This window comes from Coleofasciculus sp. C1-SOL-03 (assembly GCF_040220555.1).
Taxonomy (GTDB): Bacteria; Cyanobacteriota; Cyanobacteriia; order Cyanobacteriales; family Coleofasciculaceae; genus Coleofasciculus.
Genome location: NZ_JAVJUO010000140.1, coordinates 42,275 through 62,453 on the forward strand (window position 1 = coordinate 42,275; position 20,179 = coordinate 62,453).

Below are 20,179 nucleotides of genomic sequence, written 5' to 3' on the forward strand. Positions count from 1 at the left end.
CCATCTAATTTTGACGCCAATGACGGGCTTGGGTCAACAGCGAATCAGCAAACGTCATCGCTTCTTGACCCGATTGTCCACCCGCTAGCTGGGCAATTTCTTCCTGGCGGTGAGAATGATGATCCAGGCGACTGACGCGAATGACGGTACGCAGGTCAATTTCAGCGATTCCCTGATCAACCAGCGTATTTGTCTGGCTGGTTTGGGGTAAGAGGGTTTGATCGATCACCTGTTTATCGACACGGAAATGCCGATCTGCCATGGCGGCGATGATTGGTTGGTGCGTCACACACAACACTTGATTTTGCTGGCTCAGGTGATGCAGTCGTTCCGCGATCGCACTGGCGACTCGCCCCGATACCCCAGCGTCAATTTCATCAAAAATTAAGGTGACACCAGGATCACCACTATTGGATAAACAGGCTTTCAATGCCAGTAAAAAACGGCTCATTTCCCCACCCGACGCTGTTGCGGCTAAGGGTTGTAGGGGTTCCCCTGGGTTGGGAGATAAATAAAACGTCACTTGATCCGCACCTGTGGATGTTGGCGTGATGGGTGTGATCGCGACCTGAAACTGGACTTTTTCCATGGCGAGGGGCTTCAGTTGTTCCACCAGACGTTGTTCCAGTTCCTCGGCTGCGACTCGACGCAACTGGGTGAGCTGATTACAATATTCGGTTAAGGTTTCCTGACATTGACGATAATTTTTTTCCAACTCATCCAGCGATTGACCATTACCTCGAAGTTCAGCCAATTCTGAGGTCAGTTTTTGGTAATGAGCGATCGCATCGGCTAACGTCGGTCCATATTTCCGGCAAATTTGTTTCAGGGCGCGGATGCGTTCTTCCACCTCTTCTAAACGTTCGGGATCAGTTTCGAGTCCATCCCCATAAGCATTAATTTGGTGAGAAGCTTCCACCACCTGGGCTAAAGCACCACTGACCAATTCTAGGATGGGTTGTAACTGGCTGTCGTATTGCGCCATATCACTCAACGTGGTTTCGGCTTCCCCTAATAAATCGGCGCAGGCAAATGCCCCACTATCATTTTGGTAAAGCGACTGATAGACCTGATAACTGTGCTGTTGGAGTTCTACGACATGAGTTAACCGTTGACTCTCTTGTTCGAGTTCGGTGAGTTCATCGGGATCAGCAAGATCAGCGGCACTCAGTTCCTGAGTTTGATACTCTAGCCAATCGAGGCGTTGTAGGCGCTGCTGTTCCGACTGACGCCGTTTTTGCAGGGCTTGCCAAGCCTCCTGAGATGCCAGATACGCCGTAGTCACTTGATCAAGGTGTTGTTTGATCGGGAAACCGCCATAAACGTCCAGGAGTCGCCGCTGGCGAGTTGAGGCAAAAAGCTGTACGGTTTGACCTTGAGCTGTAATTTCCACCAAGCGATCGCGCAATTGTTCCATCAAGCGACGGTTGACTAGAATACCATTAATTCGCGATCGCGATCGCAGCGAGTTCTGTTTCGCGGTAATTTCTCGACTACAGACCAAATCCGCTTCATCCAGTAAATCAATTTCCTGTTCACTCAACCAAGCCATTAACGTCGCATCGATGCGAAACGTCGCCTCAACCAGCGCCCGTTTTTCCCCCGTGCGAATCAGACGATGGCTGACTTTCCCTCCCAACGCCACATCAATGGCATCCAGAATAATTGACTTACCTGCACCCGTTTCGCCTGTTAAAACGTTCAGACCCGCCGCAAATTCCAGTTCCAGCTGATCGATTAAGGCAAAGTTTTGAATCCGTAGTGATAACAACATAACCTTTTTAGTAGGGGACTCAGGGAGAACTAATAAGTCATAAGTCATCTGAGAGTGCCAATTTCACCGGGAAGGAAGAGGCGAGAAGAGCTAATCCAGAGAGATACTGGTCTATAGATATACCCAGTCGGTTTAGCCTACCGTCTGATCATAGCCCTAGTGATCCTGCCACAAAATACTATAGCTGTTGCCATGAACGTTAGGACGTTCTGAAACGGCTGAAACGAGAAGGTGTCAGTAAAAACCCTCCTGTCTGCGGCTATACCTGGTCGAGTCAACCAACCGGGTTGCTGAAACATGTATCCAGAGCAGGATAAACTGAGTGGCGTGGTGTTTGAATCATTTTTTGTTACAATTCTTTACAGCGTCGCTCCTGTTGGTTAATCCTGAATTAATATGAATCTTAAAACAATTTCCCCATCCTCTCCCCACCGAGATTCAATAGCCGAACTCAATCCCTCAGTGGAACCCTTACCCCCTGAGCCAATTGTGGTTGAGTATGAACAGACGACGTCCTCGGTATCAGCGTCGCCCCAAGAGGTTTCAGTAAACCCAACAGAAGCGCTACGCTATGATCCGGTAGCGATTGAAGCCCAATATGGACGAGCGCCGTTCCAAGTTTTAGGACGGTTACTCAGGATTACATTACCGGCTGCTGCCTTTGCCATAAAGCTATGGTGGGATAAGATTCGGGGACGCCGACAGGTCAAAGAACGGCGACGAGCGATTCAGTTGCGGGAACTCTTAACCAAACTTGGACCGGCATACATTAAAGTGGGGCAGGCACTTTCCACACGACCTGACTTAGTGTCACCCATTTTCCTAGAAGAGTTGGCATTGCTCCAAGATCAACTCCCACCTTTTCCCAATGAAGTCGCGTTTCGGTTCATCGAAGAAGAATTAGGCGCACGTCCGGAAGAAATTTATGTCGAACTCACCCCATCCCCCGTCGCGGCTGCGTCCCTCGGACAAGTGTACAAAGGGAAACTCAAAACGGGAGAAACGGTTGCTGTAAAAGTGCAGCGACCGGGATTAGCACGGCGTATTGCCATAGACGTTTATATATTACGCCGCCTCGCGCAGTGGGTACAAAACCATATCAAGCAGGTGCGGAGTGATTTAGTTGCCATCATGGACGAGTTTGGCACCCGCATCTTTGAAGAAATGGATTATACCCAAGAAGGGTGTAATGCCGAACGCTTTGCCAACCTTTACGGTCACCTTGAGGATATTTATATCCCCAAAATTTATTGGCAGTATACAGGACGGCGTGTCTTGACCATGGAGTGGGTTAGTGGAACTAAGCTGACCAATCTGGAAGCAATTGAAGCCAAAGGAATTGATGCCAAGTATTTAATTGAAGTTGGCGTTCAATGTTCACTACGTCAGTTGTTGGAACATGGATTTTTCCATGCTGATCCCCATCCGGGAAATTTATTAGCCACACCAGAAGGGAAGCTGGCGTATCTGGATTTCGGGATGATGAGCGAAGTCAAACCCTATCAGCGCTATGGGTTGATTGAGGCGGTGGTTCATTTAGTCAACCGGGACTTCGCGGGTTTAGCTCATGACTATGTGAAATTAGAGTTTCTGTCGGAAGATACGGATCTAACTCCGATTATTCCAGCCCTTGCCAATGTGTTTAGCAATGCCTTAGGGGCTAGTGTTGCTGAACTCAATTTCAAGAGCATCACGGATCAACTCTCAGAAGTGATGTATGAATATCCATTTCGAGTTCCAGCGTATTATGCTCTAATTATTCGTTCCTTGGTCACATTGGAAGGGATTGCGATTAATGTTGATCCGAACTTTAAGGTTCTTAGCAAAGCTTATCCGTATGTCGCGAAGCGTTTGTTAACCGACTCTTCCCCTCAATTACGCGCTTCTCTCAAAGACTTACTGATCAAAGATAGTGATTTCCGCTGGAATCGTCTGGAAAATTTATTGCGGAATGCCGCTAATTCCCAAGATTACGATCTGAATAAAGTTTTGAATCAAACGTTAGAATTTTTATTCTCAGAACGGGGGGCTTTGATTCGGGAACAATTAATCGAGGAAATTATCAAAGCGGTCGATATGTTTGGGCGTCAAACCTTCGATAATGTTACGGAGTCTCTACGCCAACGAGTGGGATTACAGCAGAAAACAGCATCCACTGGCAAAGTCGTAGAACTGCCGCAAAGTGCGGAACATATCAAACGAATTTGGCAAATTCTGCAAGATACCCCTGGTTTTGATCCCTTCCAACTTGCTCCCTTAGTTCCTCAATTCTTAATGAAGCCAGAAACTCAGCAAATGGGACAAAAAATTGCTGGCGGTTTAGCCCAACGGGTGATGGCACGGTTAATTCGGGAGGTTTTACTTCAGGAGACTCAAGGTCAAGGGGAAAAATCCTCTAACGGTGCTAGTGTAAAGCCTGCGCCTAAACTCGTCCTGCCACCAGCCGCAGCAATTCGCTAAGTAGTCGGACTTTCAATACTATGGCGATAGAATCACCGAAAATGTACCATTGCTTCCCCTGCTTCCCCTGCTCCCTCTGCTTCCCCTGCTTCCCCTGCTCTCTAACCCCACCATAAGACTCCCTACAGCAAACCCTATCTATCCCCACCGTGTAGGTGGGGAATTCCGTGATTTTTGTGGCAAGATATCAGCTAGACTCAACCAAAGGTTGTACCGTTCCACCCCCACATACTACCTTTGGCATCAGCGAACTCAATGTAAATTCGCTTAATCGGGACACCCAGCTTTTCACTAATCACCTGGCAAAAATCTTGACTCATTGCCTGGGTTTGGGCTGGGTTCATCGTGCCAATATTTTTGACTTCCATGTAGCAGGTTGGCTCAACGGTACCGCCAAAGGTCATGGATACACCATCTTCAAATGCCGTCATCACATAGGATTCAGGCTTACCTACATGCTGGGCTAACTTACCCGAAAGAGTTTTCAGCAAGCCTTCGACTAGGGTAGGTTCTGGATTACTGACAGAGGATTGAACTTTAATCAGAGGCATAGGCTTATTTTTGTAACGTCATTGAACTGAGATCTGGCAGTACAGGTAATACATCTCAAGTTACTCTGTGGTGAGCAAGAGCAACACACGATAATAGAAGGGTGTTTGGGTTGATCTGCCCACCCACCCTACATCAAACCAGCTTACTCTTGACTGCTGCCAGATCTGAGTTAGAACCATTCAGGAGACGAGGAAACTGGGATTCAGTCTCTAGCCACCATATTGCCAGCCGGTGCTTTCGAGTAAAAGCGGTTTTCCTTCCCGGTGGATACCTGCGGCAATCACTTCACCCACATAAACGCTGTGATCTCCCTTTTCCACCGAATCGATTACTTTACATTCGATGTAACCCAGGGAATCGGAAATGATCGGACAGCCTGTGGCTTCTCCTTCATAAAATTCCACATCGGCGAATTTATTCCCAACTCGGCTTTGGGGTTTAAAGAATTTCGCCGCCATGTCTTTTTGTCCACTGTCTAGGAAGCTGACGCTGAATACACCATTTTTTTTCAGCATTTCGTGAGAACCTGTCTCTCTCTTAATACAATTCACCACCAGTGGCGGTTCAAAGGAAGACTGCATCAGCCAACTGACGGTGAAACCGTTTAAGTTATCACCATCTTTGACACCGCAGATATACAAACCATGCGGAATCTTACGCAGCATCGTTTTTTTCGCTTGTTCGTCTAGCAAGGCATCCTCTCCCTAGTTGCACAGATATGGCATTCAGTTTACCAAGAGCCAAGGGGTTTTGGGTGCGGGAGATAGTGTTGAGTGTTGAGTTAAATTCTCTGCTCCTCAGCTCCCAGACGTAGCATGCTGCGTCTCTACATTGCTTCCCCTGCTCCCCCTGCTCCCTCAGCTTACCTATCTCCTTAACGAGGACGAGGACGCCACGTTTTGCGAACTCGACCTAAAATCCTTTTGCGTGAGAAATTCTGCTTAAATTTCTTAAATTCGCCCGCATCTAACCAGACGCCATGACATTGGGGGCATTTTTCATACCAGATACTATATCGATCCAGATCAATCATGCGAAACATCGTCGCGCCACAGCGAGGACAGGACACATCGTCATCTATTTGATCAAATTGATGTCCCGTTTCTGGATCTCCAATGTCCAAATGCTCGGAGTCTTTAATCCGCTTGAGTTTTTCAGCTTCTAGAGAATCAAACCAAATCCCTTTGCAGTTACAGCAGCGATCGACTTCTATGCCACCATGGGTGATCGACTCTAAGTTGGCACCACATTTAGGACAGACGGTTGGCTTCATAGGTGAATGAGGAACAGGGAACAGGCAATACCATCACTATACTCCCCCTGCTTCCCCAGCTCCCAGACGTAGCATGCTGCGTCTCTACATTGCTTCCCTATCTCCCCTCGCGGCGAAAAAGGTGGGAGTGATCTGGATGATAAAGCCGAGAACGTGTTGCTGCTTTGGTATCTTGGTTAGATATTGTTTCAGGTAAAGACCAGGGTGTCCTTAAGGCGGGACTGATAATATAAAGTGTTGTCCGAATGAGATTTTCTTGGTGAGTCAGTGCTGCCATTTCTTCTAAAGGGACAAGCCACATTTTTTCATCTGACCAACCAATCCGGAAGCAGATAGCCACTGGGGTATTGGCTGGATAATGCTGGAGGAGTTTGGCTTGGGCGGCGTTTATATGACGAGCGCTGAGATACAGACAAAGACTGGCTTGATGGGCGGCTAGGGAGGCTAATTCTTCAGACTCCGGTACGGCTGAGGCTCGACCACTAATGCGTGTCAGGATAATGGTTTGTACCACATCTGGCACGGTGAGTTCAACCCCTAGTTTAGCCGCCGCCGCTTGGTAAGCACTAATACCTGGAATCACTTCAAAGGGAATTTCCGCCTCGGTAAGGGCTTGCATTTGCTCGTGAATGGCGCTGTATAGACTCAGATCACCCGAATGTAAACGAACCACAGATTTTTGCGATCGCACTCGTTCAATCATCAAGGGTAAGATGTGTTCTAAGGTTTTATTCCCAGTTCGGATAATTTCTGCATCAGAACGGGTTTCCTGCAAAATTTGTGATGGCACTAAGGAGTCGGCAAATAAAATAACATCGGCTTTTTGCAGAATTTTCACCGCTTTAACGGTTAATAACTCCGGATCTCCAGGACCGGCACCAATAATGTAGACGGCTGGGGCTAGGGAAGGGAGAGGGTTTTGAAGTTGAGTAGAGTCAGGACTTTGATACATATAAATTTCCGGAGCAGGTTCATAGAGATAGGAAGAAAGAAATGGTAGATGCACCCTGGTTCAGTCCTAGAGATTCCTTCTCTGGGACTTTTGTTATTTCAGTTAACACCAATAACCGATGTACTACTCAGCAACTGTATCCCATTGCTGATTTTCCGGTGGGACAACATCGGGTAGAGGACGGCGAAACCAATAGAGCCATGCTAAACCTGCCAATCCTAAGATAATTGATACTAAGCTGACAATTTGGGCAATGCGTAAGGGTCCCACCATCAGACTATCGGTTCGTAATCCTTCAATCCAAATTCGACCGGCACTATAGCCCACCAGATAAATGAGCGCCAATGTTCCCACTTTCAGATGCGGTTTCCGTTTCAAATCCCGAAAGAATAAGGTAATCAGTATCACAAAAATTAATACATTCCACAGCGACTCATAAAGAAATGTGGGATGAAAATACTGATAATTGATGTACGCTGGAGGACGCTGTTGGGGAGGAATATACAGTTTCCACGGTAAATTTGTGGGACTGCCAAAGGCTTCTGAGTTAAAGAAATTGCCCCAACGTCCAATCGCTTGCCCCAAAATCAGCGACGGAACCACCAAATCGGCTAATAACCAAACCGATAGTTTCTGCATCCGGGCAAAAATGATCGTGGCAATAAGTCCACCTAAAATAGCACCGTGAATCGCGATACCCCCTTTCCAAATCGCAATAATATCTTCCGGGCGTTGGGCATATTGTTCCCATTCAAACAAGACATAGTAAAGTCTGGCACAGGGAATTGCCCCAATCACCAACCAGATTGCCAAGTCAGCGATCGCATTTGGGTCAACGTTACGGCGTTTGGCTAAATATTGGGACAGACTGACTCCAATTAGTACGGCTGAAGCAATTAATAAACCGTACCACCGGATCGTCAGTGGTCCTAGCTTCACCAGAATCGGTCCTGGAGAGGCAAATTGAAACGCCAGGATCAGGGAAGGTATGGCTTGCATCATTGTGGGTATGGCGAAGACTAAACGAGCGTCCGATTGGATACCATTTCAACTCTACCATCCCATTGTTCCGGCACCACCTTTGAACGGTCCGACAATATCGTTGGTAATCCATCCTCCGTAGAAGTCCCCTGGCTGGGATTGGACTAACTCATCATCCACATAGCAGGCATCCATTTTACTGGCATAAAAGCTAAAGTGGTCTTTAATCGAGGAAAACTCTGGAGTCGGTTGCGGATAATACCAGGCGGCATTGGCAGCCCGCTTGTCACCCACTACAACGTCGGCGTATCCAGCCATTCCTTTCCATTCACAAAAACTTTTACGCCCTGTCTTAGAAAGGTGTTCCAGCTTGATGTCTTCCGGTGGGATGTAATAGCAGGGAGGATGGCTGGTTTCCAATACCCGTTTCGCCCGTCGGGTGTCTGCGATCGCCATCCCGTTAAAGATGACCCGAATATGCTTTGTTGTCTCCTCTAGGCGGGGAGGACGTGGGTAATCCCAGACAGATTCTTGACCAGGTTCTGGAGTAATACGATTGGGTTTCACGGTTTAGCTGTGTTCTCTAATCAGACGGTAGATTCGAGGCTGTTGGTTATGTGTTGCTAATGTTACCAGTTTCTGGGAAAAATTTCTAATCGATACTCAATCTCATCCATTCGGGGCAGTTTTATACTCAGTTGACCCCTGAATCGATCTATGGGGTTGAAAACATGTTTATTGCTCAAATACTCAAGCAAATCTTAACCTTTTCCTTGTCTGCCATATCACCAATTAAACGCTGTAAAGGAGGAGGAAGTTCTTTAATTAGAGTTGGCACAGCAAAAATCTGCTCTTGTTCTAAACGTTCGGGATTCTCGTAGATATCGATTATTTCCAGTTCATAACGTCCTTTTAGGTGTTCTTCACAGATGCTTTTTATGTTTTTAACCGCTTGGATCGACTTGAAATTATTATGGGCAATATACAAACGAAAAACATAAGTTTCTACCTCCGGATTAGCAAGTGGATCGATACTGGAATTAGAGTTTTCGAGGAACTCCGGCGAATTCTCCTTGTTTTTGTGGGAATCATTCATGACGATGCTGTTTTACCTCCCTATAATACTAATCTAGTCATTGTACCCTGACTTCCTCAACAATTGATTCGCTAAACTATTCACCATTTTTTATTACGTATTAATTATTACTTATTAATGCTTATTTTCCCATCTCATCGAGCGGGTCAGAATAACGCATCTGCGCCCTTAGTCGGCGATCCTGGAGTAGGGTCTGCTCCCGCAACTTCTCTTGCTGAATCATTTGCTCAATTTCTTCTTTTTGAGTTTCAAATTCAGCTTGCAACGCTTGCACCTGAACTTCCATAATCTGGCGTTTGCGTTCGATTTCGTGTTGTTTGCGTTCAATGGCTTGTTGACGAACTAATGCCTCTGCCTTTTCTTGCGCTTCTTGGATGGTTCGTGCCGTTCCCGCCATAACACCACCTGCTCCCAGATACACATCCACTAATTGTACTCCCGTATCTGTCAACTGAAATTCACGGACTTGATGAGAATGTTTCATGCCGCGAGATTTGAGGACAAACAGTAAGCGATTACGTTCGCCGCTGCTTTCTTCATCCCGCAGCAGTAACCAGGTATCCATTAACGAAGAAATACCCAGATCCGTCTGTTCCAAGGGATTACCGCCTACGTTTAAATGGGTCAAAACCGTTGTAATTTTGTGCGTTTTAAAGAAATCAACGAGACGCATCATAAATGATTTGACTTGCATATAGTTACCGATATCCGTCAGATTCGATATGGGGTCAATGATCACAACACTGGGTTTAAATTCATTCACAAAATGATGAATTTTGACTAAATGCATCTCTAACCCATAAAAGGTTGGACGCATCGCTTGAATTTTTAACAAACCCTTTTGCACAGATAGATCTAAATCGATGCCAATCGATCGCATATTGCGAATAATCTGACTAGCGGATTCCTCGAAGGCAAAGTAGAGACATCGTTCTCCCCGCAAGCAAGTCGCATTAGCGAAATGGGCGCAAAGTGAACTCTTGCCTGTTCCCGCTGTACCGGAAATCAAAATACTGCTACCACGAAAATAGCCTTCACCTCCTAGCATTGCATCTAAGCGCTCAACACCTGTGGATATTCGCTCATTGGATACCTGGTAATCTAATCCCACAGAGGTGAGGGGTAATACAGAAATCCCGTCGTCTTCAATCAAGAAGGGGTATTCGTTCGTACCGTGTCGGGAACCGCGATACTTGATAATATGTAATCGTCGTGTTGCCAGTTCATTGATAATCCGTTGATTGAGGAAGATAACGCAATCAGAAACATATTCTTCTAAACCTTGACGAGTGAGCGTATTTTGACCACTTTCACCCGTGATAATCGCCGTCACGCCCTTTTCCTTCAGCCAAAAAAACAATCGCCGCAATTCAGAACGGACGATCGCATTATCTTGCAATCCGGCAAACAAAGCCTCTAGGGTGTCTAAGACAACCCGCTTGGCGTTAATCGAGTCAATGGCATAGCCGAGACGAATAAATAGGGCTTCGAGATCATATTCACCCGTTTCCTGGATCTGAGTGCGATCAATATGTACATAATGAAGCGCCAGTTTCTTTTGATCAGCTAATGCGGTTAAATCCCAACCGAAGGAGGCAACATTCTGTGTCAGTTCCTCTGGCGACTCTTCAAAGGACATGAAAACACCCGGTTCTTGGTACTCCGTGACACCATGTACCAGAAATTCCATTGCCATGAGTGTCTTACCACAGCCGGCTTGACCGCAAACTAATGTGGGACGTCCTTGAGGTAATCCGCCATTGGTAATTTCGTCAAGTCCCTGGATGCCAGTGGGACATTTAATTAGCTTGGTTTTGTTTGTCTTGGTCATTTGTTATTTGTCGTTGTATCCCAACGGTTTCCTCCCCCAACTCTTACTGAGGCGGTAAAATCAAATATAGATCCGACTGCCTCCATCTCACCGCTTATATTCTTGACAAAATAGACAATCTGTGAAATATAAGAAGCATCAGACTTATGGTTTATTCCGTCACTCCGTCTCCCCATTCTCCGGTCTCCCCAGAAAATAATCAGCCAGATGCAACCAAGACACCGCTATTAGGGGCAAGTTTTGCCGAATTAACCCAATGGGTACAACAGCAGGGACAACCCGCCTATCGGGGACGCCAGCTTCACAACTGGATTTATCAAAAAGGGGCGCGATCGCTGAGTGATATTTCCGTCTTTCCCAAGTCATGGCGGCAAGCCTTAGTTGATGTTCCCATTGGTCGATCTACTCTACATTATCGTTCTCAGGCTCCTGACGGCACGGTCAAATATTTGCTGCGGTTAGCGGACAGCAATATTATCGAAACCGTGGGGATTCCCACGGCTAATCGGTTAACGGTTTGCGTCTCCTCCCAAGTCGGTTGTCCGATGGCGTGTGACTTTTGTGCCACGGGGAAGGGCGGATTTACCCGGAATCTCCACCGTCATGAGATCGTTGATCAAGTTCTGACGGTTCAGGAGGATTTTGGGCAACGGGTGAGTAATGTTGTCTTTATGGGCATGGGAGAACCCTTACTGAATTTAGAGGGGGTAATCCGGGCTGTGCTATCCATCAATCAGGATATTGGTATCGGTATGCGATCGCTGACGATCTCCACCGTAGGTATTCGCGATCGCATTCGTCAACTAGCAGAACATAAACTGCAATTGACATTTGCTGTTAGCCTTCATGCCTCTAATCAGCAACTGCGCGAACAACTGATTCCCAGTGCTAAACATTATCCGTTAGCTGATTTACTACAGGAATGTCGGGATTATGTCAAGATCACCGGACGCCGAGTCACCTTTGAATATATCCTATTGGCAGGACTGAATGACCAACCCGAACATGGAATAGAATTAGCTCAACACCTACGTGGGTTTCAAAGTCACGTTAATTTGATTCCCTATAATCCGATTAGCGAAGTGGATTATCAGCGTCCGAGTCCCCGCCGGATTCAAGCCTTTGTGGAGACATTAGAACAGCATAACATAGCCGTCAGTGTGCGTCGTTCTCGTGGTTTGGAAAAAGACGCCGCCTGTGGACAATTAAGGGCTTCAACCGTTTGATCAAAGAAAGGTAGAAGTAGAGTATGTCATCTTTTTAAATTCAATGGCATGCTCATTCAGCATTTTCGAGTACCAAAACCCTTGATAGATATATAATATATTGTAGGGTGGGCATTGCCCACCAGCCTTAGATCAGTATCATTCTTTTTAGCTTAGATCTGCGAACAAAAACTCGCGATCGCCATCGAATATACAATCCTTAAAACTATGCCAACTTTAGAAAGCTGCCAGTCAATTCTGAACGCAGGTAAAACGACAACCAAAACCGCTTTACAATTGTTTGACTCTCTCGAACCCGTAGATTTAGACTTTATGATCGGTCGTTGGCAAGGCTCTGAACTTCATACCGATCACCCAATAGATGGCTTATTAGAGACATTTAATTGGTATGGGAAAGAATTTATTGATCCGGAGACAGTTCATCCTTTGTTATTTTTAGAGAGTCAGGGAAAAATTTTTAAAGTTGCACCCAATTCCACGGCGATTAACTTGCTTTTTAAGTTACCACTTCTCAACAATGATTCTCTGAAACCTTGGCTGAGGCTGACGAATTCCTTACTGAAACCCTTCGTGGAAACAGAGGAAAGTCAAGCCCGACTCCGCATGATGGACTATCGAGGCAAAGTTAGTGCCACAATGATCTATGATTATCTGCCGATTAATGACTCATTTCGGAAAGTGGATGAAAATACTGTGTTAGGAATTATGGATTTGAAACACTCACCCCAACCATTCTTTTTTGTTCTCAAGCGTAGTGTTACCACTTAAGTCATATCATGTCTGTCTAAACAATCATTATTGGGAACATGTAAATTAGCTTGGGTTCGTAGTAAGGGCTTTAGCCCTAAATTTCCTTGGGTAACAGGCGTCAACCCAACCTACAACCCATACCACAATTTTAGCTGTGCGACGCCAGTAGGTCGGGTTTCGCTTACGCTCTACCCAACCTACTTGAGAGTTATCGCACTACGCATTCAGGTTAGGACAATAAAATTAGGTGACAAGGCAATAGGGAATAGGCAATAGGCAACAGGGTAATGTCCTAACGTATGCCCGTAATGCTATATGTGCTTTCTTTCACCTCTATGCTGCCGAAATTGTCTAACTCGGATTCGTCGCCAGTTTGAATCCCAGGGCTTTTTTCTTCATCGTCTGGAAAATATTGTAGAAGCCATTGGCACGGGATGGAGTTAAGCTGACATTTAACCCGGTTTCTTGGATAAACTCTGGGGACACGTCCACAATTTCCTCTGGGGGAAGTCCATTTAACCCTTCAATTAGCAGCGCCACTAGCCCTTTGACTAACTGTGCATCTGAATCCCCCTGATACCATACCTTTCCGTCTTCGAGGTTGGCAGTGATGTAAACCTGGGAAACGCAGCCTTGGACTTTATTGTCCGGTGTTTTGTCCGCTTCTGGCATATCCTGAAGCTTCTTGGCATACCAGAGAAGCTGTTCATACCGTTGTTTAGGATTCGTCCGTCGCTTAAATCGCTGCACAATTTTGGCGAGGGAATCGGGTAGAGGGGTTGAGGTTGATGACATACCCAGCATTCAGTGACCTACTGTTCACATTTATCCTAACAAGACTTATGCAATTCTACTCACGCTTCAAATTGAACTATGTTTTGTAGTACATTGAATTCAGGTAAGCTGTCATGCATTTAAATTGGGTATTAGTAGCGAGCAAGATGCTCGCACTACAAGGCTTTCGTTATTATTGACATTAAGGTTTAAATGCCGAACAGCTTAATCCCAGCTAAACCTACCATCCCGTCAACGCCGACGACGGCGAGTCTTAACCACACGGTTAGCTGGATAATCATCCTCCTCAGCTTGAGTTAACTGGCGACTTACCTGATTAAACACATTGCGCTGTAAGTAAGGATAGTCACTCACCCAAATATTCAAGCGAGGAATATAAATATCACTGTTGTTGGCAATACGAGATAAATCAGGCTGATTGGACATCACCACCATCTGGGCAATTTGACCGGGAACAATGCCTTTGTGAGTGCGGCGTAGAGGTGCTTGTAGGACTGTGGTAAATCCGCTCTCGTCACCGACTTCTAAATTCAGGCGTCGCTCCCGATTTTCCACAATCACCAACTCACCCCGATTGTTGACATTTTCTTCAGTACCAATTAATTCTTCAGTGACGAAGACATCCAATACTCGACCTTGCCAGAAGCCACTATATTTATAGCGACGTATCTGCATATTACGCCGACTTGCCCAGTAGACCGGACTCCAAAACCAGTACAACCCGGTGATAATACCTAAAAGAAAGCGTAAGGGATCAAACCCTTCACCTAAAAAGAGTCCTAAGAGCAATACCACGACAACAGCGACAACCGAAATCAGCAGTCGCTTTAAAAAGTCTGGGAATTTTCCCCAGTAGTAAGCATACTGGGAACTTGTAGCAATCACAGGAATGAGTTGCTCAAAGGTCTGGCGGGTAAGTGGTACTAGCATGGGTTTTAGTCATTGGTCATTTGTTCAGAGAAGAGGGAATAGGGAATAGGGAACCAGGAACCGGGAACCGGGAACGGAGAATTCATTTATTACAATATTTTATCCAATCCGTAGACGAGAGATTTGAGCTGAGTCACTTTGCGAATGGCAAGCAAGACGCCTGGCATATAACAAGAGCGATCGCTGGTATCATGACGTAGGGTGTAGATTTGACCCGGCGCCCCAAAGATGACTTCTTGGTGAGCAATTAAACCGGGTAAGCGGACACTGTGAATGCGAATGTTGTCATTGGCGACACTCCCCCTCGCCCCCGCCAGTTTTTCGGTTTCTTCGACCTTAGCTGGATTATAGGTTTTGCCCAATCCGGCTAATTGTTGAGCCGTTTGAATCGCTGTACCGCTGGGGGCGTCAGCTTTTTGATTGTGGTGAAGTTCGATAATTTCAACGTGGTCAAAGTATTGGGAAGCTTGAATGGCGGCTTGTTGCAATAAGACCATACCAATGGAAAAATTGGGAATAATTAAAGCACCTGTGCTGGCTTTTTCGGCAAATTCGCCCAAGTCTTTGATTTGATCACTCGTGAGTCCCGTGGTACCAACAACCGGACGAACCCCATACGCGATCGCGGTGCGGACATTCTCATAAACGCTGTCAGGGTGGGTAAAATCCACCATCACCCCTTGCACTTGTTCCTGAGTCGCCATGACGAGCGTGGCTTGCAGATCATTGAGAATCGGAATTTCCAATGCACCACAACCTGCGACTTCGCCAACATCTTGACCCATATAGTTCGGGTTATGATCAACGGCACCAATCAAGGTCATATCATCGGCTTGACTGACCGCCTTAATCACTTCACGACCCATTTTACCCGCCGCACCGTTGACTACAACGGGGATGGGAGATGCATTTGTCATGGTTTTGCTCTATCCTTGAGACTCGTCAAGGGAATTTTAGCTTCTTTTGGCGATAGGCGGCGTTGTAGAACACAATAGTATAATGTGTCAATTGTGTTATAAAAACTATTACGGTATCACTATAGTTAACATGATCGTTGGTACAACTCAAGCGGCTCAACTTTTAAATATCTCTACGGCTCGACTGAGAGTCCTGTTGCTTGCGGGTCGAGTCGAAGGTGCTTACAAGACTGGGAAGATGTGGTTAATGCCTCTATTTAACGGCAAACCGATCATTAAGCGCGGTCAAAGAGGTCCGCAGCCTCGTTGGCGCAATCCCCGAAAGCCGGCGAAAACGATTATTCACGTTAACTCACAAAGAATTCGCTCCAATCAAAAAAACGACTCACGCCAGCCGGTGATTACGGTGAAGAAGTGGTGCGACAGAATACCGGGGATTGGGGCAAAGGAGCAGGGAGACCCAAGCGGCAAGACGAATGTCTATGGTCATGAGGTGGAAATACCGGGAGGATGCCGTGTGGTTTATCGTCCTGATCGTCCCAGATGTGGTGCCCAGGTTTGGATCGAAACCCTTTACGACGTCAGGGTGATTTCTTGGCAAAAAGACGGTTCGGGCTGATTTATACCCAGTTCCGTTCAAGATAGCAGATCGAGTCGATGGGGTGATATCAAGTCCGACTTTCTCACCTTAAGTTGACACGGGTGGGTATTGTTTCAATTGCCCTACCCCTACAGATAACGCCAGCGCCGCCAATAAAACGTAAGTGTTTTCCCTATTCCAGCAAGCGTGAACAAAATTTATGTCCAAATCCTTATCCATTATCGGTTGGCGGGAACGAGTCGCCTTGCCGGATCTAGGAATTGCCCAGATTAAAGCTAAAATTGACACCGGGGCGCGTTCCTCCGCCTTACACGCCTTTGATGTCGAACCCTTCTCACGGGATGACAAAACTATGGTTCGGTTTAAAGTCCATCCCTATCAACGAGATACCCATCGCACCGTATCCGCCGAAGCCGAACTGATTGACCAGCGACAGGTTCGCAATTCTGGCGGTCACGCCCAGTTACGACCCGTTATCCAAACTATGGTAGAACTAAACGGGGAGCGCTGGTTGATTGAACTGACCCTGACGAACCGAGATGTTATGGGATTCCGGATGCTGTTAGGGCGTCAAGCCGTCCGTAAACGCTTTTTAGTCGATGCGGGTCGGTCTTTTGTCCAAAGTTCAACCAGGAAGCGCACAATTAAGCAAATGATTCTATAGTCCTTTTATGAAAATAGCTATCTTGTCCCAAGATGCTTCGCTATATTCCACGCGACGCCTCAAGGAAGCGGGGGAAGCGCGGGGTCATGACATGCGGGTGATTAATTACCTGCGTTGTTATATGAATATTACGTCTCATAAGCCCAAGGTGGTGTATCAGGGGAAAGTTTTGGAAGAGTTAGATGCGATTATTCCTCGCATCGGTGCGTCGAAGACGTTCTATGGGACGGCTGTGGTGCGCCAATTTGAAGTGATGGGGGTGTTTACGGCAATGAATCCCAAGCTATTTCTCGTTCCCGCGATAAGTTACGCTGTCTTCAGATTCTCTCCCGTGAAGGTGTGGGACTTCCGGTGACGGGGTTTGCTCATTCCACGCAAGATATTGATGGGTTGATTGATATTGTGGGTGGTGCGCCACTGGTGATCAAACTGCTGGAAGGGACTCAAGGGATTGGTGTAGTTTTAGCAGAAACCCATCAAGCGGCGAAGTCGGTGATTGAAGCGTTTCGCGGTTTAGATGCCAATATCTTAGTGCAGGAGTTTATTAAAGAAGCGGCGGGTATGGATATTCGCTGCTTTGTGATTGATAACAAAGTGGTGGCGTCGATGAAGCGACAAGGCGCACCGGGGGAATTTCGTTCCAATCTGCATCGGGGTGGTAATGCTGAACAAATTAAGTTAACTCCAGAGGAACGCAGTACGGCGGTACGGGCGGCGAAAGCGATGGGATTGAGGGTGGCGGGTGTGGATTTGTTGCGATCTAATCATGGTCCGGTGGTGATGGAAGTTAACTCGTCTCCTGGTTTAGAAGGGATTGAAAACGCGACGGGTGTGGATGTAGCGGGAAAAATTATTGACTTTTTGCAGAAAAATGCAGCATCCGGAAAAACGCGCGATCGCATTCAGTATTAGTTTGTCATTTGTCCTTTGTCAAATAGCGACGCGCAGGGTCAAGTTGGGGCGGGTTTAGTTTCATCTGGGTGAGGGAAGAAATGATAGTAGTGAAACCTGCGCCTACATTTGGAAAGGGCGGGTTTTGTGCAAACATTATCATCAATAGCGAAACGTAAGTCCCTAAACCCGCCCCTACGAACTCGGTTACCTCAAACGCAGTGAAGGGTCAAAATGAAAAACTCAACTGTGAATCATGAATCTATAACAATTGGTGGAATTAGTATTGCGCCCGGAGAACGGAAGCGCACAGAAATTCCGGTTGCCCGTCTGCCAACGCAAACACTGCTTTCATTACCGATTACTGTGATTAATGGTGTGGATGCGGGTCCACGATTGTGGATTAGTGCGGCGATTCATGGGGATGAAATTAATGGGGTGGAAATTATTCGCCAAGTCTTAGAACGGATTAATCCGTCTCAACTTCATGGTGTCCTGATTGCGGTGCCAATTGTTAATGTTTTTGGCTTTATTGAACAATCGCGTTATTTGCCCGATCGCAGAGATTTAAATCGTTCCTTTCCGGGTTCCCCTCGTGGTTCTTTAGCCTCTCGGTTGGCGGATTTGTTTATGACTGAAGTGGTGAGTCGCTGTACCCATGGGATTGACTTGCACACAGCGGCTCAACATCGCACAAATCTACCACAAATTCGGGCGAATTTGGATGACTCAGAAACCTATTCCTGTGCGAAAGCGTTTGCTGCACCCCTGCTGATGCATTCAACCATTCGGGATGGTTCGTTGCGTCAAGCGGTAACCAAGCGAGGTATCCCCATCCTCTTGTATGAGGGGGGTGAGGCGTTGCGATTTGATCCGGATGCGATCGCCATTGGGGTAGAGGGTATTCTCCGGATGATGGTGAGATTAAACATGATTGAGTTGGCATTTCCTGACTCGTTGCACCCATCACTAGAAGTTAAGCAAAGTAAGTGGGTACGAGCGCCCCGGAGTGGGATTTTGCGTCTTACTGTTAAATTGGGTCAGCGCGTTGACAAAAAGCAAGTTTTGTGTATTATTTCCGATGCCTTTGGTGAGAATAGCATTAAAGCGTATGCACCCTTTGATGGTTTAGTGATTGGTCACACGCAGAATCCGTTGGTGAATCAGGGCGATGGGATTTTGCATTTAGCGGTTTTGAGGGATTAGAGACTAGGGAAAGGGTGTAGTACGAGCGTCTCGCTCACTATTTTATATGGGTTTGTCCTACACCTCAAATAGCTTGTCACCCCTTCAGGGATACAGGATTGATGCAACCCTCGATAGTCTCAGTGGATTGCCCTCTATCTTTGCAAATCTTTACAAGTTTGTATTATTTTATCCCTATTCGTTAAGATAGATATACGTTTATAATAATTCTCAAAATCTGAGTCAGAGTAGCGACAACGCCCCAAAAGGGGTTGAGTCTGTCACTCCCAGACAAATGCCGTTAGAAATTTAAAGGAATTGGTTATGGCAAGCAACGCTACTTCCCAAGGAAAAGCTAATAGTAAAACAAACAGTCGTACCCGTAAAAAAAGTGAGGAAACAAGCATGGCAAAAGATAACGACAAGCAATTAACAGCGATAACGACTCAAGACAAACAAACTGGGGGAGTGTCTCTGGTTGAACCTTCAATCCCTCTACCGGGAAATCGTCCCATCGCCACCAGTACGCTAAAAGTGAGTGACCAAGCTTCGATCATGAGGATGCGTCCTGTTGATACCAGTGAGTTACAAGTTGTTGGTACGCTTTCCGCCTTAGGCAATCGCCCGATCGCAGCGAGTAATGTGCAAGTCCAAGATGTCATCCCTGTGTCTGGAAATCGCCCCATTTCGATTAGCACGCTGAATCTGGCGGAAACAGAAATGATTATGGGCAACCGCCCCATTGCCTCCAATATCATGGAAGAAGTTGATGAACTGATGGGTTATCTGGATTAACGGTTAGTGGAAAATCTTTCTGGTTGTAGAGACGTGCCATGGCGCGTCTCTAAAGTTTTGTCGGGGAGTTCTAAGTAATCAGATCTTTCTTTAGACGTAAACAGGGGATCAGGTTAATCTATCCGTAGATTGACGATTATCTCCCAAAATACAGATACATTAGATACTAATACGAGAGAAATTTACCCAAAAAATCATTCACTTTTTTTTAGGGCAAATTTATCATCATCACAATTAGGAGACAATTAAAATATGAGTACCGAAGATAGAGCTAAAGCCACTGCCAAAAACCTGGAAGGAAAGGCACAGGAAGCCATGAGTAATGTCACGGGTGATCCTGAAGATAAGGCAGAAGGTAAAGCAAAGCAAAATGAAGCTGAAGCTCGCCACGCTGTTGAAGACGTGAAAGACAAAGCCAAACAAGCAATTGACTAATTGCATTATCAGAAATAGTAAGCAGGTTGATAGTTTTGCGTGATTGGGAACGCCGAAAAACTCGTATCTGA

Annotated in this window: 20 protein-coding genes and 1 pseudogene; 9 read left to right on the forward strand and 12 right to left on the reverse strand. The window is 46.3% G+C overall.

Annotated features, from left to right (window positions below):
• Window positions 1-4: 4 nt before the first annotated feature.
• Complete coding sequence (recN, locus tag RIE73_RS22065; protein WP_446403232.1) at window positions 5-1,774, reverse strand: DNA repair protein RecN; 1,770 nt, start codon at window positions 1,772-1,774, stop codon at window positions 5-7.
• Window positions 1,775-2,170: 396 nt separating this feature from the next.
• Between recN and RIE73_RS22070 the strand changes: the two genes are divergently transcribed.
• Window positions 2,171-4,234, forward strand: a complete 2,064-nt coding sequence (locus RIE73_RS22070; protein WP_446403233.1) for an ABC1 kinase family protein — start codon at window positions 2,171-2,173, stop codon at window positions 4,232-4,234.
• Window positions 4,235-4,431: 197 nt separating this feature from the next.
• Here the strand turns inward: RIE73_RS22070 and RIE73_RS22075 are convergent, their stop codons facing one another.
• The 8 genes from RIE73_RS22075 to kaiC form a co-directional block, all read right to left on the reverse strand.
• A complete protein-coding gene (locus tag RIE73_RS22075) occupies window positions 4,432-4,785 on the reverse strand; it encodes a phenylpyruvate tautomerase MIF-related protein (protein WP_446380288.1) in 354 nt (117 codons plus the stop codon).
• Window positions 4,786-4,995: 210 nt separating this feature from the next.
• Window positions 4,996-5,478, reverse strand: coding sequence for a flavin reductase family protein (locus tag RIE73_RS22080; RefSeq protein WP_446403234.1), 483 nt, complete (start codon window positions 5,476-5,478; stop codon window positions 4,996-4,998).
• A 182-nt stretch (window positions 5,479-5,660) separates the two neighbouring features.
• On the reverse strand, window positions 5,661-6,059 hold the full coding sequence (locus RIE73_RS22085; RefSeq protein WP_446403235.1) for a zf-TFIIB domain-containing protein: 399 nt from the start codon (window positions 6,057-6,059) through the stop codon (window positions 5,661-5,663).
• A 97-nt stretch (window positions 6,060-6,156) separates the two neighbouring features.
• Window positions 6,157-7,011, reverse strand: a complete 855-nt coding sequence (gene cobM / locus RIE73_RS22090) for a precorrin-4 C(11)-methyltransferase (RefSeq protein ID WP_446403295.1) — start codon at window positions 7,009-7,011, stop codon at window positions 6,157-6,159.
• 123 nt (window positions 7,012-7,134) lie between these two features.
• On the reverse strand, window positions 7,135-8,013 hold the full coding sequence (lgt, locus tag RIE73_RS22095; protein ID WP_446403236.1) for a prolipoprotein diacylglyceryl transferase: 879 nt from the start codon (window positions 8,011-8,013) through the stop codon (window positions 7,135-7,137).
• 51 nt (window positions 8,014-8,064) lie between these two features.
• On the reverse strand, window positions 8,065-8,559 hold the full coding sequence (locus tag RIE73_RS22100; protein ID WP_446403237.1) for a DUF427 domain-containing protein: 495 nt from the start codon (window positions 8,557-8,559) through the stop codon (window positions 8,065-8,067).
• Between the two features lie 175 nt (window positions 8,560-8,734).
• Window positions 8,735-9,088, reverse strand: coding sequence for a circadian clock KaiB family protein (locus RIE73_RS22105; RefSeq protein ID WP_446403238.1), 354 nt, complete (start codon window positions 9,086-9,088; stop codon window positions 8,735-8,737).
• A gap of 121 nt (window positions 9,089-9,209) precedes the next feature.
• Window positions 9,210-10,919 carry a circadian clock protein KaiC gene (kaiC, locus tag RIE73_RS22110; protein ID WP_446403239.1) on the reverse strand — a complete coding sequence of 570 codons (1,710 nt, stop codon included), beginning with the start codon at window positions 10,917-10,919 and terminating at the stop codon, window positions 9,210-9,212.
• 146 nt (window positions 10,920-11,065) lie between these two features.
• On the opposite strand from kaiC, the gene rlmN reads away from it, so the two are divergent.
• On the forward strand, window positions 11,066-12,145 hold the full coding sequence (gene rlmN, locus RIE73_RS22115; RefSeq protein ID WP_446403240.1) for a 23S rRNA (adenine(2503)-C(2))-methyltransferase RlmN: 1,080 nt from the start codon (window positions 11,066-11,068) through the stop codon (window positions 12,143-12,145).
• A gap of 207 nt (window positions 12,146-12,352) precedes the next feature.
• A complete protein-coding gene (locus RIE73_RS22120) occupies window positions 12,353-12,913 on the forward strand; it encodes a DUF4334 domain-containing protein (RefSeq protein WP_446403241.1) in 561 nt (186 codons plus the stop codon).
• Window positions 12,914-13,246: 333 nt separating this feature from the next.
• On the opposite strand, the gene RIE73_RS22125 is transcribed toward RIE73_RS22120, so the two are convergent.
• The 3 genes from RIE73_RS22125 to dapB form a co-directional block, all read right to left on the reverse strand.
• Complete coding sequence (locus RIE73_RS22125) at window positions 13,247-13,690, reverse strand: SufE family protein (protein WP_446403242.1); 444 nt, start codon at window positions 13,688-13,690, stop codon at window positions 13,247-13,249.
• 231 nt (window positions 13,691-13,921) lie between these two features.
• Window positions 13,922-14,620: a phosphate ABC transporter permease gene (locus RIE73_RS22130; protein WP_446403243.1), complete on the reverse strand. Its 699-nt coding sequence runs from the start codon at window positions 14,618-14,620 to the stop codon at window positions 13,922-13,924.
• Between the two features lie 89 nt (window positions 14,621-14,709).
• Window positions 14,710-15,537 (reverse strand): 4-hydroxy-tetrahydrodipicolinate reductase, encoded by an 828-nt coding sequence (gene dapB, locus RIE73_RS22135; RefSeq protein WP_446403244.1) that lies wholly within the window; start codon window positions 15,535-15,537, stop codon window positions 14,710-14,712.
• A 130-nt stretch (window positions 15,538-15,667) separates the two neighbouring features.
• On the opposite strand from dapB, the gene RIE73_RS22140 reads away from it, so the two are divergent.
• The 6 genes and pseudogenes from RIE73_RS22140 (at window position 15,668) to RIE73_RS22165 (ending at window position 20,108) form a co-directional block, all read left to right on the forward strand.
• The gene (locus tag RIE73_RS22140; protein ID WP_446403245.1) at window positions 15,668-16,156 is read left to right on the forward strand and encodes a DNA-binding protein; all 489 of its coding nucleotides are present in this window, start codon (window positions 15,668-15,670) and stop codon (window positions 16,154-16,156) included.
• A 181-nt stretch (window positions 16,157-16,337) separates the two neighbouring features.
• Complete coding sequence (locus tag RIE73_RS22145; protein ID WP_446394412.1) at window positions 16,338-16,802, forward strand: ATP-dependent zinc protease family protein; 465 nt, start codon at window positions 16,338-16,340, stop codon at window positions 16,800-16,802.
• A 7-nt stretch (window positions 16,803-16,809) separates the two neighbouring features.
• A pseudogene (gene rimK / locus RIE73_RS22150) lies at window positions 16,810-17,714 on the forward strand (30S ribosomal protein S6--L-glutamate ligase).
• Window positions 17,715-17,927: 213 nt separating this feature from the next.
• Window positions 17,928-18,899 (forward strand): succinylglutamate desuccinylase/aspartoacylase family protein, encoded by a 972-nt coding sequence (locus RIE73_RS22155; RefSeq protein ID WP_446403246.1) that lies wholly within the window; start codon window positions 17,928-17,930, stop codon window positions 18,897-18,899.
• Between the two features lie 303 nt (window positions 18,900-19,202).
• Window positions 19,203-19,673 (forward strand): hypothetical protein, encoded by a 471-nt coding sequence (locus RIE73_RS22160; protein ID WP_446403247.1) that lies wholly within the window; start codon window positions 19,203-19,205, stop codon window positions 19,671-19,673.
• A 252-nt stretch (window positions 19,674-19,925) separates the two neighbouring features.
• Window positions 19,926-20,108: a CsbD family protein gene (locus tag RIE73_RS22165; RefSeq protein ID WP_446403248.1), complete on the forward strand. Its 183-nt coding sequence runs from the start codon at window positions 19,926-19,928 to the stop codon at window positions 20,106-20,108.
• Window positions 20,109-20,179: the final 71 nt, after the last annotated feature.

Excerpts from the sequence above, each read along its gene's own strand:
- recN (WP_446403232.1), bottom strand. The coding sequence starts at position 1,774 with ATGTTGTTATCACTACGGATTCAAAACTTTGCCTTAATCGATCAGCTG.
- RIE73_RS22070 (WP_446403233.1), top strand. The coding sequence starts at position 2,171 with ATGAATCTTAAAACAATTTCCCCATCCTCTCCCCACCGAGATTCAATA.
- RIE73_RS22075 (WP_446380288.1), bottom strand. The coding sequence starts at position 4,785 with ATGCCTCTGATTAAAGTTCAATCCTCTGTCAGTAATCCAGAACCTACC.
- RIE73_RS22085 (WP_446403235.1), bottom strand. The coding sequence starts at position 6,059 with ATGAAGCCAACCGTCTGTCCTAAATGTGGTGCCAACTTAGAGTCGATC.
- cobM (WP_446403295.1), bottom strand. The coding sequence starts at position 7,011 with ATGTATCAAAGTCCTGACTCTACTCAACTTCAAAACCCTCTCCCTTCC.
- lgt (WP_446403236.1), bottom strand. The coding sequence starts at position 8,013 with ATGATGCAAGCCATACCTTCCCTGATCCTGGCGTTTCAATTTGCCTCT.
- RIE73_RS22105 (WP_446403238.1), bottom strand. The coding sequence starts at position 9,088 with ATGAATGATTCCCACAAAAACAAGGAGAATTCGCCGGAGTTCCTCGAA.
- kaiC (WP_446403239.1), bottom strand. The coding sequence starts at position 10,919 with ATGACCAAGACAAACAAAACCAAGCTAATTAAATGTCCCACTGGCATC.
- rlmN (WP_446403240.1), top strand. The coding sequence starts at position 11,066 with ATGGTTTATTCCGTCACTCCGTCTCCCCATTCTCCGGTCTCCCCAGAA.
- RIE73_RS22120 (WP_446403241.1), top strand. The coding sequence starts at position 12,353 with ATGCCAACTTTAGAAAGCTGCCAGTCAATTCTGAACGCAGGTAAAACG.
- RIE73_RS22125 (WP_446403242.1), bottom strand. The coding sequence starts at position 13,690 with ATGTCATCAACCTCAACCCCTCTACCCGATTCCCTCGCCAAAATTGTG.
- RIE73_RS22130 (WP_446403243.1), bottom strand. The coding sequence starts at position 14,620 with ATGCTAGTACCACTTACCCGCCAGACCTTTGAGCAACTCATTCCTGTG.
- dapB (WP_446403244.1), bottom strand. The coding sequence starts at position 15,537 with ATGACAAATGCATCTCCCATCCCCGTTGTAGTCAACGGTGCGGCGGGT.
- RIE73_RS22140 (WP_446403245.1), top strand. The coding sequence starts at position 15,668 with ATGATCGTTGGTACAACTCAAGCGGCTCAACTTTTAAATATCTCTACG.
- RIE73_RS22145 (WP_446394412.1), top strand. The coding sequence starts at position 16,338 with ATGTCCAAATCCTTATCCATTATCGGTTGGCGGGAACGAGTCGCCTTG.
- RIE73_RS22155 (WP_446403246.1), top strand. The coding sequence starts at position 17,928 with ATGAAAAACTCAACTGTGAATCATGAATCTATAACAATTGGTGGAATT.
- RIE73_RS22160 (WP_446403247.1), top strand. The coding sequence starts at position 19,203 with ATGGCAAGCAACGCTACTTCCCAAGGAAAAGCTAATAGTAAAACAAAC.
- RIE73_RS22165 (WP_446403248.1), top strand. The coding sequence starts at position 19,926 with ATGAGTACCGAAGATAGAGCTAAAGCCACTGCCAAAAACCTGGAAGGA.